Here is a 15,147-nt window from a genome sequence, read left to right on the forward strand (position 1 = left end):
GTTTTCTATCATGACCAATACGCTGCCAAATCAGACCCGGTTTATGCGGACCACGCGCGCAGGAGGGAAAGCCCCTGTTTCAGAAGCGATTCGGCCTTGTCCTTGTCGGCCGCTTCGACATAGCAGCGCATCTCCGGCGCATTGCCGGACGGGCGGAAATGGATGACGCGGCCATCGCTCAACGTCACCCTCAGCCCGTCGATCTCGCTGACGCTCTGGACGGTCCCCAGCGGAGCAAGGAAGCCATCCAGCGTCTCCCGCGATCCCTTGAGTTCGGCCATCAGCGCCGTGCTGCGCTCGCTTGCATAGTTTTCCAGGCGATCGCTGAGCGCGATTGGCAGACTGAAGTCTTCAACGAGCGCCGAAAGGGTTACGCCTCTCTGTGCTGCCGTCCCGAGTGCGGCAAGTGCCGGCAGAAAACTGTCTCGCGTCGGAAGCGCGGCAATTCTCTTGCCGGAAATTTCGAAGTCCGATCCCAGCATCAGGCCGCCGTTTGCCTCGAAACCGATCACACCGTTTTTCCCCTCCGCCAGCGCGTCCTCCATCGCCGCAATGACGAAGGGTGAGCCAACACGGGTGCGATGAACGGTGAAACTGCCGTCCTGCTCGAGGCCGGAATTCGAAGTCACGGGTGTTGCGACCACGCCGGCCTTGAGGAACCGGGCGGCGATCAGACCGAGGAGGTCGCCGCGTAGCGGCGTCCCCCGTTCATCGGCCACCAGGGGCCGGTCGCCATCGCCATCGGTGGACAGAAGGGCATCCAGCGCCAGTTCGTCCGCCCAGCGTGCGAGCTGCGAAACGGTATCCGGCGAGACGGCTTCGGTATCCACGGGGATGAACTGCTCGGAACGTCCCAGCGGAAAGACGGTCGCACCGCAATGCTCAAAGACCGTGACCAGCATGTCGCGGGCGACGGAGCTGTGCTGGTAGATGCCGATCCGTTTCCCTTTGAGAGCGTCGGCCGCTTGGATGCCGAGATTGCGGTCCACGAACAGTTTGGTCGCCTCGGCTTCGCGGTTTTCCGCTGACCCGGCCTCGACCCTGTTGGCTTCGGCATCGTCGGCCAGTTCGCGCGCGAGGCGCGTAATGGCCTCTTCGTCGCTCTTGTTGACCTCGCCGTCGGGGCGATAGAACTTGATGCCGTTGCGGTCTGCCGGGATATGCGATCCCGTCACCATGATACCCGCCGCGCCGATCGATGCGCCATAAAGAGCAAGAGCAGGCGTCGGTATCGTGCCGCAATCGATTGGCTGAAGGCCGAGGCGCTTGATAGCGGCCATGATGGTGCCGGCAATCTCCGGGCTGGATGGGCGGAAGTCGCGGGCAATGACCACAGGCGATCCGGGCTGCAGAGCGCCACTGTCCAGCATGTGGCGGGCGAAGGCGGTAGAGTACAGCGCAGAGACGGAGCCGACCAGATCCGTCGACAATCCTCTCAAGCCACTCGTTCCAAACTTCACCGACATGCAAGCCTCCTGATTATCCTTGATCAAAGGGCCTTATATGGGCCGACGTCCGCCTGCATCAAGCAGAAGCGTTGGAGGGGCGTCTAGGATAAAGGGAGCTGAAAATGCAAAGAGCCTGGCGCGGGAGGAGGATGCGCCAGGCTCTTAAACTTGATCGGCAATTGGGAGGAGGAGGAGTATTGCCGATCCTACCGAGCGGCACTGGGAGGAGGAGTGCGCCGCTTCGATGCTTTGGTTATATTCATATCGCTTTGACCTGCCAATCATCGTTGTTGCAACGCAGCAGTGCGTTTGATGCATGGCTCGTTCGGTTTCATGCCTTCGCGCTTTCCAATGAACCGAAAACATCCGCCGAAAGCCTTCGTTTTCGCGCGTTTCCGGGAGCCTCGAAGCGCGTTTGATCAGCATTTAATCAACTTGAGCAGCTGCCCGTGTTCTTTGCATGCATCAATCACAGGGCTGTGATCTCTGGCGCCAGAAAGGCAGAGAAGTTGCCGTTCCGCGGTCGCAGGTGGTTTTGCTGAGATCATTCGGTTATAGGGGCTGGAACGATCAGAAAGTGCCGGAGGCCGAGATGAGCAAGATTCGCTACCACGAAGAGGATATCTCCGCCGAGGACGCCGCCCGTTATACAGATGCAATCGCAATCGATACGGAAACGCTGGGTCTCGTCCCGCGCCGCGACCGGCTCTGCGTGGTTCAACTCTCGCCGGGCGATGGCACGGCCGATGTCATTCGCATCCGCGCCGGCCAGACCGAAGCCCCCAATCTTGAGGCTATGCTCTCTGACGGCGCGCGGACGAAGATCTTTCATTATGGTCGGTTCGACATCGCCGTCCTCTTCCAGACCTTCGGCGTCACCACGACGAACGTCTTCTGCACGAAGATCGCCTCGCGATTGACGCGGACTTATACCGACAGACACGGGCTGAAGGACAATCTGAAGGAGATGCTGGAGATCGATATCTCCAAGGCGCAGCAGTCTTCAGATTGGGCTGCCGAGACCTTGAGCCAGGCGCAGCTCGAGTACGCAGCTTCCGATGTGCTTTACCTGCATGCCCTGCGCGACAAGCTCATGCACCGTCTCGTGCGGGATGGACGGCTGGAGCACGCTGAGGCCTGTTTCCAGTTCCTGCCCACCCGCGCGAAGCTGGACTTACTGGGCTGGGAAGAGACCGACATCTTCGCCCATAGCTGAGCCGGCGACTGTGCCTCCGCACCGTATTGGTACCGCGACGAAAATTAGAACGATCTGCCGTTAGTCCTGGCTCTTTCTCGTGATGCCGACACGCGCCATCACCTCTTTCGGAATCTGATACCGGCGGACCATGTCCGTCTGATTGCGCAGCCCGCAAAGCTCGCGCTGGATCGTCAGCCCGAAGACGGCATCGGCGGCAGAATCGATAAGGGGATCGCGTAAAGCTCCGTCTTCATCGCGTGCCGCCTCCAGACGAAGAAGAGCCTCCTCGAGTTTTCGGCCTGCCCTCGCCAGGGCATCGGCCTTTTCCCCGGCAAGCTCGATTTCGAGCGGGCTCATCATGTCTTTCGCAGACGGAGACAGCAGTGAAGCCGGAGGTCTGAAACTCATCCCTACATCTCATCGATGAGAATTGGTGAACACGACGCGATATCTGCCAAGGTTTCATTAACCGAGACTTCGCATCATCGCTCCCAGACAAATCGGTAGCGAAACGGGCTTTTCAAGTCACCCGTTTTCATAAAGGCGTTGATCAGGCGACCATGACGGAAGCAACCAGGAACCTCCTTGACTCGGTATCGCGTAATCCATCCACCTATGACCTCGACCTGATCGAAATCCCTGTCGATACAGACGAAAGCGAAGAGGAAGGCCCACGTTATGCGCCGGCCAACTGGTTGGACGCCTTCATCGTCGATGAACGCAGCCGTTCGGACGAGGCATTCGGCGAGCGCGTTCCGGTGCCCTCGGATGAGGCCGGTCTCTACCCGCGTTTCATGCGCCTCGTCGACTGATCAGCGCGGCTGGCTGGCCGCCGTCGCTCTTTCGCGGATCTCGTCCAGGCTCCAGTCCACCAACAATTCTCCATCCTGCCAGACGGGCCGCAGCAGGTTCTCGCGGCTGCCCAGATCTTCCAGGGGCACCGTCACGATATCGTAGCCGTCGGCGATGGCCGCCACGCGACCGGCCATAGGCGTCTTCTCCTGCGGGTTGCTGGGACGCCGTGCGACGGGCCGCCACGCTCCTTCCGCATCCTGAACGGCGCTCGTGCGCATCGTGAACGACATGGTGTCGCGATTGATCTTGTGCAGCAGGCCCGACCCCATGCCGAAGGCGATGTTCTCGGCGGAAAAGCCCATGCCCTCGAGCCGGCCGAGGATCATCTGGATGTCCTGGATCGAAACGCCATCTGCCTGCAGAACGCGGACATTGCCGTCGAGGACCTTGAAGCCCTTGCCATTGAGCCGCGTGCCGAAAGCGTAAGCCAGCTGCGCCACGACCTGGACGGGGGTGTCGATCGGATCACCGCTGTCGGGGCGCACGACGAGAACGCCGCCCGCGGCGCGAACCTTGGTCTGCAGCTTCTTGCCCCAGATTTCCGTGACGGCGTTGTGCAGATCGAAGCTGTCGGAGACGACCGAATAACCGCCGGCCTCGGCGAAATTGTCGATCATGTTGGAATAGGCTTCGACTTCCTGCGTCTGCCCCCAGGCAAGAATCGTCCCATGCTCCGCCGCCGGGATGGAGTGGGCTGGCATGGAGTTCTTGTAGACACGTCGCGCCTGCAAGATGGCCGGCAGTGAGTCCGACGTCTGGAAATGCACCAGATGGGCTGCGCCCCCAAGCGCCGCCTGCTCGACGCTCGATGTGCTGCGGCAGCCGTAGTCGCTGATTCGGCTCGGCTGCAGCCCCACGGGGTCGTCGGTCGTGCGGTCGAGGAAAGGTTGGATCGCCAGCCGCAGGCGCCAAGCCGTGGTGGCGACGGTGGAGGGATACCAGACGGCCCGCAAAAGTGCGGTTTCCATGTAGGACGTCAGCCACGGCACCAGCGGATCCGTGTTCACCACCTGCATCACCGGCACGCCACGGCGGATCGCCGTGCCCTCGGCAAGGGCTTCGATCCGAAGCGGCAGGTAGCCACCATGCGCCTTCAGGATATGCTCCCAGCCTGCGCGGTCGAAGGGTTGGCCATGGGCCGAGGCAATGTCCTCCGCCTCGTCGATGTCGCCCCGTGTGATCGGAGAGGAGAGATAGTCCTTCAGGAACATCTGCAGCCCGAAGAACATCACCTCCGGACGGAAGGAATTGCCACGCGTGGTGACGAAGGCGCTGACGGCGCGGGTGTCCTTCGGATACTGCAGAAAGACGCCGAGCTTGTAGCTGTCGGTGTTCAGGAGAAGATTGCGTGTCATGCCTGCGCCTGTCGTTTTTCCATCCGGCGACGGTCTGCCGCCTTCTCCATGATGCACGCCAATCTATGCGCGAGGCTGGTGTCTCTTCGCTTCCTGTCGCGATTAGCAATTGATTAACCATATCGAGCGACGATAGCCGATCGGTGCCGGCTGCAAGGTCCCATCCTGGCAAAGCCTCGCCGTCGTCGTGAGTTTGTCCCGGCGTCATAACAAGAGGCACCAGAACCGGAGAGGTCGCCCATGCTTCCTCCAGTCCTTGCGTCAACGAATACCTATCCCGCAGCGACAGAGGCGCGTGCGCGCTCGGATCAGTCGGCTGCGCCCCGTGCAACAGCCACGGCAACGCCGCAAGCGCCGGTCCTTGCCCAAGAGGCTGCCGTTGCGGGTCAGCTCAACATCATGCTGCTGTCCGGTCCCGAACGCATGTCGCAGAATCTGGCGACCCTGGCGGAGGTCTTGGGCTCGGCGCTCAAGATCGAGCGGCGGACGGACGAAACCCTCTCGGATTACATGGGCCGGTTGATCGAAGGGATCGCGGCCCTACCAGCGGCCGATCGGCTGAAGCTTCAGCGGCTTCTGGCGCAGTCCTTTGCCGGTCTGCAGCTCAGAACATTGCTGGAAGCCATGGCGAGCCCATCCGGGCCGGAACGCGCCACCCTGGCGCTTTATCTGGAGCTCTACCGGCAAACCGATCGCGACGGCGCCATGCGCTCCGTGATCTCGTCCTATCGCGAACTTGCCGGCGAAAGCCGCGCCACTGATCCGGCCGTAGCGCGGCGCATCGCAGCGAACGATGGCGGCCGTCCAACATTGTCGGGTAGTCCCACATCCGATCAAAAGCCGGCACAGGCGTCGCAGGCCGCGCCGCTGACTGAGGCTCGAACGCTTGGCGGTGGAAACGCCGATGCCGATTCGCCGGATGCGCCCATGGGGCGGGCGCTTCCACCAGATGCTGCGCGCTCGCAGAGAACCAGCGCAATTCCCACGTCTCAATCGTTTGCCGGCCAGGAGCAGCCGGCCGGAAGTTCAAGAACCGCGGCAGACCCTGCGTCCGCTGCAGCGCGCGAGAGCGCCAGAATGAGCGGCGACGGTGTTTCAAGACAAGCACCTGGCGACGCCCCGGCGCGTCCAGAGGCTCCCGCCGTCAATGCCAAGCTGGGCGCAGCCCCGGCAGCCCCGCGCAATGCCGTAGCCGACGTTCCCCTTCAAGCGGATACCGGCGACGCCTCAGCACCAGAGGGCCGGGCAGCAGCCGCACTCGTTCCAGTCACCATCCCCGCGCCGGGACAACCATCGCAGACGCTGCAGGCCTCCTGGCTTGCGGAGCTCCTGGATACCGATTTCGTCCGGGCGCTCCTGCAACTGAAGACGCTGCCCGCTGATACAAGGCAGGGGACACCGGCAGGCAGTCTTCCGGGTTCTCCGGAACAGGCGATGGCCGCCCCTGGCACTGACGCAGATGTTGCGGCCACGCGCGCCGAAACGGCGGACGATGGCTCTCAGCCATTCGATCCCGTGTCTCGCGAGACCGTTGAAGAACGCAGTGTACCATTACCACTGGCGCTGCCGGAGCAGGCTGCGATCCGTCCGGTCCTGTCCCGGGAGGGCCTGCCGCTGCCTTTCATCTCCTACCTAATCGAAGACGATTTCGAGATCGGCGAAGTCGAAGAGGAGGAGGAAAGACCGGGTCAGGATCAGGACAGTGGCGAGGACAGTGAGGCGCAGGACCTCGCGCCCTTCGAAGAGCCCGCCGACGAAGAGGGCGAGGGGAGTGATGAAGTCGAGGCGGCACTTGCCGTGCCTGCCGACACGCCGATCGCCACCGAAGAGCGCGCAGAGGGCGCCACCGCGCAAGCCGCCCTGCCGTCGCCGACCGACCGCCCCTTCGGCCTCCAGACCGAACCCGCGCATCAGCTCTATCTCCGGATGGCCGGTCTCACCTGATCCCGGTAGTTCAAAAGAAAACCCGCCGGGATTGCTCCCGGCGGGTTCTTTCATTCACTCAACAGCGAGGATTAGTCGTTGTTGCGGTTCTTCAGGGCTGCGCCCAGGATGTCGCCGAGCGAAGCGCCCGAGTCGGACGAACCGAACTGAGCAACGGCTTCCTTCTCTTCTGCGATCTCGAGAGCCTTGATCGACAGCATGACCTTGCGGTCCTTCTTGGAGAAGTTGGTGACGCGAGCGTCGACAACCTGACCGACCGAGAAACGTTCCGGACGCTGATCGTCACGATCGCGGGCCAGGTCGTTGCGGCGGATGAAGGACGTGATGTCCTCGTGGTTGACCAGCTTAACTTCGATGCCGCCATCGTTGATGCCGATGACTTCGCACGAAACGACGGCGTTCTTGCGCAGGTCGCCGGAAGCGGCGGCATCGCCGACCGAGTCCTTGCCGAGCTGCTTGATGCCGAGCGAGATGCGTTCCTTCTCGACGTCGACGTCGAGAACGACAGCCTTGACCACGTCACCCTTGTTGTACTCTTCGATGACCTGTTCGCCCGGACGGTTCCAGTCGAGATCCGAGAGGTGAACCATGCCGTCGACGTCGCCTTCGAGGCCGATGAACAGGCCGAACTCGGTCTTGTTCTTGACTTCGCCTTCGACTTCAGTGCCGGCCGGGTGGCTGAAGGCAAATGCCTGCCACGGGTTCTCGAGGGTCTGCTTGAGACCGAGCGAGATACGGCGCTTCGACGGATCGACTTCGAGAACGACGACGTCGACGTCCTGCGTGGTCGAAAGGATCTTGCCGGGATGAACGTTCTTCTTCGTCCAGGACATTTCCGAGATGTGGATCAGGCCTTCGATGCCCGGCTCCAGCTCGACGAATGCACCGTAGTCGGTGATGTTCGTGACGGTACCGGAGATCTTCTTGCCAACCGGGTACTTGGCAGCGATGCCATCCCACGGATCCGACTCGAGCTGCTTCATGCCGAGCGAGATGCGGTGGGTTTCCTGGTTGATACGGATGATCTGAACCTTGACCGACTGGCCGATGGACAGGATTTCCGAAGGATGGTTGACGCGGCGCCATGCCATGTCGGTGACGTGCAGCAGGCCGTCGATGCCGCCGAGGTCAACGAACGCACCGTAATCGGTGATGTTCTTGACGACGCCGTCAACAACCTGGCCTTCTTCGAGGTTCTGAACGATTTCAGAACGCTGCTCGGCACGGCTTTCTTCGAGAACCGTACGACGCGAAACAACGATGTTGCCGCGACGCTTGTCCATCTTGAGGATTTCGAAGGGCTGCGGGTTGTGCATCAGCGGGGTGACGTCGCGGATCGGACGGATGTCGACCTGCGAACGCGGAAGGAAGGCAACGGCGCCGTCGAGGTCAACCGTGAAGCCGCCCTTGACCTGGTTGAAGATAACGCCTTCAACGCGCTCGCCGGCTTCGAACTTGGCTTCGAGCTTGATCCAGCTTTCTTCGCGACGCGCCTTTTCGCGCGACAGAACAGCTTCGCCGAGAGCGTTTTCGATGCGCTCGACGTAAACTTCGACTTCGTCGCCGACCTTGAGCGTGCCGTCCTTGGCACGGGCGCCGAATTCCTTCAGCGCGATGCGGCCTTCGACCTTGAGGCCGACGTCAACGATCGCGACGTCCTTCTCGATAGCCGTGACGATGCCCTTGGCAACATAGCCTTCGGCCAGGTCGGTCTTGGCAAAGGATTCCTCGAGGAGGGCTGCAAAGTCCTCGCGCGACGGGGTAGAAACAGACATGAAATCTCCTAGTCGCATCCATCTGGATGCGTGAGCGCCGGGGGTTGGTGTTGATCTTGGCCGGCAACCGATCCGCTCTTCTTGAAGAGCAATTCCGGCGCGGGGACTGGATGTCGGCCCTCAGGGTCCGGCTTTGGCCGGGTCCTGGTCACTTCATTTCGTCAGGGCAGCGTCGATCAATGCCTTCGCCGCCAAGAATGCGGCCTCTATACTCATTTCGGAAGTATCTAGCAAGTGCGCGTCATCCGCTGGTTTCAAGGGGCTGTCGGCCCGTCCCATGTCGCGCTCGTCCCGCTTCTTCACATCGGCGAAAATCGCGTCGAAGTCGGCGCTCTCGCCCTTGCCCAGGATCTCGTCATATCGGCGCTTCGCCCGCACTTCCGGGGACGCCGTTACATAAAGCTTCACCGGGGCCTCGGGGCAGACGACGGTGCCGATATCGCGACCGTCGAGCACGGTGCCGGGTGCGCGCTTCGAAAACGCCCGTTGTGCCTCAACCAGCGCCCGGCGCACGGAGGGCATGACCGCGATCTTCGAGGCCGCCTCGCCGATGGCATGGGCAGACAGCACGTCACGGTCGAGGCCTGCCAGCTCCACGGCGAGTGCCATGCGCTCGGCAACTGCCTCGTCGTCGAGCGGCAGCCCGGCATCAAGAAGGGCCTTGGCCGTGGCGCGATAGGTGAGGCCGGTATCGAGGTGGTGATAACCATAGGTCTCGGCAATCCGTCGCGACAGCGTTCCCTTGCCGGCCGCGGCCGGCCCGTCGATGGCAATGATCATGAAGCTCTCTTTGCGTTGCGTGCGGTGACAGTCTGATACAAAGCTTGGCCCCGCTTGCCAAGCAAGCTCCAAGAAGCTGAAGCCGACCCCTGACGGCACCATCCCGCATGCTCGGGGAGGTGGCGCAACATCAACCCCTTTTCTGTCGCAGTTTGCCTTTGACAGACGCTGTGCCAGCGATTAAGGGGACCGACTACAGTTTGGCCGGCCTCGCGCCGGGCGCTAGGCGTATGCCCTTATTCTTCACGACTTCATGAGGCTTTGACAGTGGCAAAGGCAGAACTTGGAACGAAACGCACTTGCCCCGACACCGGCAAGAAATTCTACGACCTGAACAAGGACCCGATCGTGTCGCCGTACACGGGCAAGTCCTGGCCGCTTTCCTATTTCGAGGAAACCTCGGTCGCAGCCATCATGGAAAAGGCTGAGGAAGAGGATGTCGCGGAAGTCGATACCGAAAACACCGATGTCGAGCTCGTCTCGCTCGAGGACGCCGACGATTCCTCCAGCGGTGACGACATTCCGGACATGGGCGACGACGACGTCGAAATCGACGGCGACGACGACGATACCTTCCTGGAAGCCGACGAAGATGATGACGACGACGACATGTCCGGTCTCATCGGCGTGACCGGCGACGACGACGAAGTCTGATATTTCAAGGATTTCGAGCCCGGGCCTAAAAAAATGCCCGGGCTTTCATTTTTCGGCTTGCCATCTCCGATTACCGGAAGTATCAAGCCGCCACCCCGACGGAAGCAGCGCTTTCAAGGGGTTCCCGGAGCCGGAAGTAACCCGGTACCCTGATGGGGCTATAGCTCAGCTGGGAGAGCGCTTGCATGGCATGCAAGAGGTCAGCGGTTCGATCCCGCTTAGCTCCACCAAATCTTCCAATCGCTTAGTCATGAGATGAAGCCTTTTGATAGGCGCAGATTTCGCTAGCGCTCGCCGCGTGTAACTGATGCAAACTCGAGCGATATGTTGACGTCACTCGCTGGACGTAGATACTTGCCTAACCTGCAACGCACAGGATGACGCTCGTCATGAGAGAAGAAGCCCCTCTGGGTACTGGTTACTACTCGGCTATCGAAGCCGCGCGTTTGCTGGATACACCAGTCCGAAACGTGCGTAGATGGCTTGGTGGCTATAGCTATAGGCAGGGACGCGAAGTGTTCCATGTCGAGCCGCTCTGGACTCCGCAGCTCCCCAAATACGAATCAAATATAGAACTAGGCTTCCGTGATCTTATTGAACTCCGGTTTGTCAAAGAGTTTATCAGAGTTGGACTCGGCCTGAAGACCATAAGACATTGCTTGAACTATGCTAGAGAATGCGTGAACGATGATCGCCCATTCTCTACTCGTAGGTTTCAAACCGATGGGCGCACCATATTCCTGGAAAGCGCCACCGATGCCGGAGATGCGATCCTTCTAGATCTCAAGGATAAGCAGTATGCAATCAAAGCGGTGATAGACCGGACATTCAAGGATCTAGATATCGAAGATGAGGCAGTAAAGCGTTGGCGGCCTTACAAAGGAAAGGCCTCAATTGTAATCGATCCGGATCTAGTTTTTGGACAGCCCACTACAGCAAATTACAATATTCCGACGATCACTTTATCTCAGGCGGTTGCCGCTGAGGGATCAGAAAAAGCAGTGTCTGCGCTTTATGAGGTTCCGATCTCAGTTGTCCGAGACGCTGTAGCTTTCGAGGAAACGCTGGCTGCGTGAAAGTTCTTTTCGACCACAATCTCTCACCCAGAATAGCTAGAGCTCTTCAAGCCTTGATGGGCGACGGGTACGAGATAGTGGCGCTGAAGGATAAGTTTCCCGCTAACATCAAGGATGTTGATTTAATCGCTGCTCTCAGCGGAGAGGGTGGCTGGGTGCTCATCTCAGGCGACAGACGAATCACCAGAAATCGTGCCGAAAAGACTGCCTTCCAATCTTCTAAGATAATTGGAATGTTTTTGTCGCCGGGTCTCTACAAGTCGCCAGTTATGAAACAGGCAGAGCGGCTCATTGCTCTATGGCCGACAATCGAGACGGTATCGAAAAATGTGTCTGGCGGTTCAATGTTCGAATTGCCAGTTAAATCAAACAAACTGTCGTCGTTAAAGTAGTAAACATAACTATATGGTGCCCACCTCTCACCGCTGAAACAGTTCCACCCGCTCGCCGCTTTCCGACAGGTCGATCTGGAACCAGTCGATGATCTTGCGGATGTCGAGCTTCACCTCGCCGTCGCGCAGCTTCAGATGCAGCTTGTCCTCGCTGACATGGAGCGGAGTGCCGATGTAAAGGCGGTCATTGCCGGAGTCGTCCACGGTATCGATGGCAAATCGCATGGGGTTCCTCCCGAAAAATTCACAAGGCAAAGGATGACAGTGGCACGAGGGTTTAGTAACGCCTCCTTGAGCGAAGCTGGTCTCCTCTCGCTGAGGCCGGCATGAGAGATGGCCCGGGAGAACCGGGCAGGGAGAATGCCCGTTGTTCTTTGTTTCCAAGGTGTTCTGGAACCTGGTCCAGCCGCTGTCGCTGGTGTTCCTGTTCGCGGCCTTCGCCCTTCTGCTGATCGGCCTCAAGCACCTGCGCCTGGCGGCCGCAGCCCTGTCCTTCGCCCTCGTCGTTCTCTTTCTCACGCTCTATACGACGCTCGGGTCTTTCCTCCTCCAGACACTCGAGGCCCGGTTTCCCCGGCCAGCCGGAGACCCGCCTGAGCTTGCCTGCATGATCGTGCTCGGCGGTGCCTTCGAGACGGAAGTCACCACGGCACGGGGCGGGATGGATCTCAATCAGGCGGGGGATCGATTCGTCGAGGCACTGCGTCTCGCCATCCGATATCCTGAGGCAAAGATCCTCGTGTCCGGCGGGGACGGCTCCCTGAGCGGCATCTATGAAGGCGATGCAGCAGCCTCGATCCGCTTCTTCGAAGCCTTCGGAATCTCCCGCGACCGGCTGATCGCCGAGACGACATCGAGAAACACCGACGAGAATGCGCAAAACAGCCGTGAACTGCTCGCCTCGAACGATCTTGGCCAATGCCTGCTGATCACCTCGGCCTTCCACATGCCGCGTTCCGTCGGGCTGTTTCGCAAGGCAGGCGTCGAGATCACGCCCTGGCCGGTCGATTACCGCACGGCGGGCAACATCTCCTTCGCACTCGATTTCACCCAGCCGACGCTGAATTCCCAGCAGATGTCGACAGCGATTCGCGAATGGGTCGGATTGGTGGCTTACAGATTGATGGGCCGCATCGATGCGGTCTTCCCGGCGCCGTGAGGCGGGGTCACTTCTTCGAGATCGTCAGGAATTTCGTGCCGCGCACGCGCACCGTCATCGCACAGGGCTCCTGGCCTTCTTCCCGCTCGCAATAGCGCGGGTGCATCTTGAGCACGAAGACCATGTTGCCGAAGCGCTTGATGAAATCATAGGAGTACATCTGCGCCGTGGCGATCATGAAGTAGCCGCCTTCCTTCACCTGGAGGTAGAAGTTGAAGGGGCAGCCTTCCGCCGTGCAGTCCGGGCCGCGTACGCCGTCGCAGACGATCTCGCTGCTGTTGGTCACCGCGTCCTTGATGCCGTCATTGTTGATGTCGATGCGGTCGATGAAGCCGCTGCCATATTGCACGGTGTCGCAGCGCTCTGCGTAGTGGTTCTTCTCGTAAATCTCGGGGTCGCTCAGCAATTCCTGCTGGGCAACGGCGGGCGCGGTCGCCAGGCCGGTCGCAACGACGAGGAAGAGACGCAAGAAGAAAGTCACGGGGATGGACTCCAGATCGCATTCTGTGCTGAACGAGGCGTAAGTCTAGCGCCAGCGTCTTGCCTCACCCTTAACGGCATGCTGCAAATCTGGCCGGCGCCAAGCCTGCAACGAGGGAAGAAGTCATGTCGCTCCTGTCATATCTCGACTATGCGGGGATCGCCCTGTTTGCCGCGACCGGCGCGCTGGCGGCGTCGCGCAAGCAGCTGGACATGATCGGCTTTCTGTTCTTCGCCGTCGTCACGGGACTCGGTGGCGGTACGGTCCGTGACATCGTTCTCGGAAGGGTACCGGTTTTCTGGGTCCTGAACCCGGATTACATCCTGATTTGCTGCGCGATTGGCGTTCTCGTCTTCTTCACGGCGCATCTCGTAGAATCGCGCTATCGCCTGCTGATCTGGCTCGATGCCATCGGATTGTCGGCTTACTGCGTGATGGGTGCGGCAAAGGGGCTGGCGGCCACGGGTTCGCCGACCATCGCGATCGTCACCGGCACCTTGACCGCAAGCCTGGGAGGCGTCCTGCGCGATCTTCTCGCCAATGAACCCTCGGTGCTGTTGCGCCCGGAAATCTACATCACGGCCTGCCTTGTCGGCGCTGCAGTCTTCACGGCGGCCAATGAATTTGGCGCGCCGCTTTATGCGGCCTCGGCCATTGGCGCTTTGGCAGCCTTCATCATCCGGGGCGGCGCTCTGCATTTCGGCTGGACGTTCCCGACCTACAAGCACAAGCCTGGTCGGCATCCGGACGAAGTCATGTAAGGGAAGATGGAGCCTCAGCCCTGCTTGGGGCGCAGACGGATCACCACATCGACGTGTGCGATTTCCATGCCTTCCGGCGCGGGCGGCAGATTGTCGATGCTGATATTGTTCACCGGAATGTCCAGCACCTTGTTCTCACCTTCAACGAAGAAGTGATGGTGGTCGGAGACATTCGTGTCGAAATAGGTCTTCGAGCTTTCAACCGCGAGAACGCGGATCAGGCCGGCTTCGGTGAACTGGTGCAGCGTGTTGTAGACAGTGGCGAGCGAAACCGGGAAATCGGCGGCCATCGCCTCTTCGTGCAGCTCTTCCACGGTCAGGTGGCGATCACCCTTGGCGAACAGAAGTCCGGCCAGCGCAATGCGCTGCTTCGTCGGGCGAAGGCCCGAGCGGCGCAGTTTCAGTTCGATACCCGTTTGGCAGGTTGCCATCGTCAAAGACGCACTCCAGTCATTGCGTGTCATGCAGGCGCATCCACAAGTGTCGATATAACTGCAAAATCAGGCGGATTCAATAGTTGCGGTGGGCAGAAGCCCTCAGCCGCCTGCTGTTCGGCGGTTTTTGACGCCGCGGGTCTGGTGATGCTCTTTTCCTTCCTGTATGCGACGATGCTATGAGGATGAGGCCGATCAGGCCTCAGGGAACCGGCGGATCGCCTGTGGGGCTTCAATTTGCCACCGTCTTGCTCTATTGGGTCCCGGATAAGTGAAGCAGAGGGGGGAAGAAGAAGAACAATGGTTACGAGACAATCCAGCTATAATTACGACGAAATCCTCGCTTGCGGCCGCGGTGAACTCTTCGGCGAGGGCAATGCGCAGCTCCCCCTGCCGCCGATGCTGATGGTACACCGCATCACCGACATTTCCGAAACCGGCGGCGCCTTCGACAAGGGCTATATCCGCGCGGAATACGACGTTCGTCCCGATGACTGGTATTTCCCCTGCCATTTCCAGGGCAACCCCATCATGCCGGGCTGCCTCGGCCTCGACGGCATGTGGCAGTTGACCGGCTTCTTCCTCGGCTGGCTCGGCGAGCCGGGCCGCGGCATGGCGCTTTCCACGGGCGAAGTGAAGTTCAAGGGCATGGTGCGCCCCGAGACCAAGCTTCTCGAATATGGCATCGACTTCAAGCGCGTCATGCGCGGTCGCCTCGTACTTGGTACGGCAGACGGCTGGCTGAAGGCCGATGGCGAAACTATCTATCAGGCAACCGACCTGCGCGTCGGTCTGTCGAAGGACAAGACGGCCTGAACCGGCCCGGTCCGCACCT

At 60.4% G+C, this 15,147-nt stretch carries 17 protein-coding genes and 1 tRNA gene; 10 read left to right on the top strand and 8 right to left on the bottom strand.

What is annotated here, in order from left to right; all coding sequences use genetic code 11:
- Window positions 1–41: 41 nt before the first annotated feature.
- Complete coding sequence (locus M1E12_RS19780) at window positions 42–1,466, bottom strand: phosphomannomutase (protein WP_479563008.1); 1,425 nt, start codon at window positions 1,464–1,466, stop codon at window positions 42–44.
- A gap of 574 nt (window positions 1,467–2,040) precedes the next feature.
- Here M1E12_RS19780 and M1E12_RS19785 point away from each other — a divergent pair.
- Entirely contained in the window at window positions 2,041–2,664 is a 624-nt protein-coding gene (locus M1E12_RS19785; RefSeq protein ID WP_479563009.1) for a ribonuclease D, read from the top strand.
- Between the two features lie 60 nt (window positions 2,665–2,724).
- On the opposite strand, the gene M1E12_RS19790 is transcribed toward M1E12_RS19785, so the two are convergent.
- Entirely contained in the window at window positions 2,725–3,054 is a 330-nt protein-coding gene (locus M1E12_RS19790; protein ID WP_479563010.1) for a DUF6665 family protein, read from the bottom strand.
- A gap of 152 nt (window positions 3,055–3,206) precedes the next feature.
- Between M1E12_RS19790 and M1E12_RS19795 the strand changes: the two genes are divergently transcribed.
- Complete coding sequence (locus M1E12_RS19795; RefSeq protein WP_113458133.1) at window positions 3,207–3,458, top strand: hypothetical protein; 252 nt, start codon at window positions 3,207–3,209, stop codon at window positions 3,456–3,458.
- Here the strand turns inward: M1E12_RS19795 and M1E12_RS19800 are convergent, their stop codons facing one another.
- On the bottom strand, window positions 3,459–4,856 hold the full coding sequence (locus M1E12_RS19800) for a nicotinate phosphoribosyltransferase (RefSeq protein WP_479563011.1): 1,398 nt from the start codon (window positions 4,854–4,856) through the stop codon (window positions 3,459–3,461).
- 240 nt (window positions 4,857–5,096) lie between these two features.
- Between M1E12_RS19800 and M1E12_RS19805 the strand changes: the two genes are divergently transcribed.
- The gene (locus M1E12_RS19805; protein WP_479563012.1) at window positions 5,097–6,800 is read left to right on the top strand and encodes a hypothetical protein; all 1,704 of its coding nucleotides are present in this window, start codon (window positions 5,097–5,099) and stop codon (window positions 6,798–6,800) included.
- Window positions 6,801–6,871: 71 nt separating this feature from the next.
- Here M1E12_RS19805 and rpsA read toward each other — a convergent pair whose 3' ends face one another.
- A complete protein-coding gene (gene rpsA, locus M1E12_RS19810; RefSeq protein ID WP_113458136.1) occupies window positions 6,872–8,575 on the bottom strand; it encodes a 30S ribosomal protein S1 in 1,704 nt (567 codons plus the stop codon).
- Window positions 8,576–8,728: 153 nt separating this feature from the next.
- Complete coding sequence (gene cmk, locus M1E12_RS19815; protein WP_479563013.1) at window positions 8,729–9,355, bottom strand: (d)CMP kinase; 627 nt, start codon at window positions 9,353–9,355, stop codon at window positions 8,729–8,731.
- Between the two features lie 267 nt (window positions 9,356–9,622).
- Here cmk and M1E12_RS19820 point away from each other — a divergent pair, with 267 nt between their 5' ends.
- From M1E12_RS19820 to M1E12_RS19835, 4 genes are all read left to right on the top strand, one after another.
- Entirely contained in the window at window positions 9,623–10,009 is a 387-nt protein-coding gene (locus tag M1E12_RS19820; protein ID WP_113458138.1) for a TIGR02300 family protein, read from the top strand.
- 154 nt (window positions 10,010–10,163) lie between these two features.
- Window positions 10,164–10,239, top strand: a tRNA-Ala gene (locus M1E12_RS19825).
- Between the two features lie 159 nt (window positions 10,240–10,398).
- On the top strand, window positions 10,399–11,085 hold the full coding sequence (locus M1E12_RS19830; RefSeq protein WP_479563014.1) for a hypothetical protein: 687 nt from the start codon (window positions 10,399–10,401) through the stop codon (window positions 11,083–11,085).
- Window positions 11,082–11,477, top strand: coding sequence for a PIN-like domain-containing protein (locus tag M1E12_RS19835; protein ID WP_479563015.1), 396 nt, complete (start codon window positions 11,082–11,084; stop codon window positions 11,475–11,477). Before M1E12_RS19830 ends, M1E12_RS19835 begins: the two co-directional genes overlap by 4 nt.
- Before the next feature lie 27 nt (window positions 11,478–11,504).
- Here the strand turns inward: M1E12_RS19835 and M1E12_RS19840 are convergent, their stop codons facing one another.
- Entirely contained in the window at window positions 11,505–11,702 is a 198-nt protein-coding gene (locus tag M1E12_RS19840) for a hypothetical protein (protein ID WP_113458139.1), read from the bottom strand.
- 142 nt (window positions 11,703–11,844) lie between these two features.
- Between M1E12_RS19840 and M1E12_RS19845 the strand changes: the two genes are divergently transcribed.
- The gene (locus tag M1E12_RS19845) at window positions 11,845–12,636 is read left to right on the top strand and encodes a YdcF family protein (RefSeq protein WP_479563016.1); all 792 of its coding nucleotides are present in this window, start codon (window positions 11,845–11,847) and stop codon (window positions 12,634–12,636) included.
- 7 nt (window positions 12,637–12,643) lie between these two features.
- On the opposite strand, the gene M1E12_RS19850 is transcribed toward M1E12_RS19845, so the two are convergent.
- Window positions 12,644–13,117: a hypothetical protein gene (locus tag M1E12_RS19850; protein WP_113458141.1), complete on the bottom strand. Its 474-nt coding sequence runs from the start codon at window positions 13,115–13,117 to the stop codon at window positions 12,644–12,646.
- Between the two features lie 125 nt (window positions 13,118–13,242).
- Between M1E12_RS19850 and M1E12_RS19855 the strand changes: the two genes are divergently transcribed.
- A complete protein-coding gene (locus tag M1E12_RS19855) occupies window positions 13,243–13,878 on the top strand; it encodes a trimeric intracellular cation channel family protein (RefSeq protein WP_479563017.1) in 636 nt (211 codons plus the stop codon).
- A gap of 14 nt (window positions 13,879–13,892) precedes the next feature.
- On the opposite strand, the gene irrA is transcribed toward M1E12_RS19855, so the two are convergent.
- Entirely contained in the window at window positions 13,893–14,309 is a 417-nt protein-coding gene (gene irrA / locus M1E12_RS19860) for an iron response transcriptional regulator IrrA (RefSeq protein ID WP_113458143.1), read from the bottom strand.
- Window positions 14,310–14,612: 303 nt separating this feature from the next.
- Here irrA and fabA point away from each other — a divergent pair, with 303 nt between their 5' ends.
- Complete coding sequence (fabA, locus tag M1E12_RS19865) at window positions 14,613–15,128, top strand: 3-hydroxyacyl-[acyl-carrier-protein] dehydratase FabA (protein WP_113458144.1); 516 nt, start codon at window positions 14,613–14,615, stop codon at window positions 15,126–15,128.
- Window positions 15,129–15,147: the final 19 nt, after the last annotated feature.

The sequence above is a fragment of the Rhizobium sp. K33 genome (genome assembly GCF_056501445.1).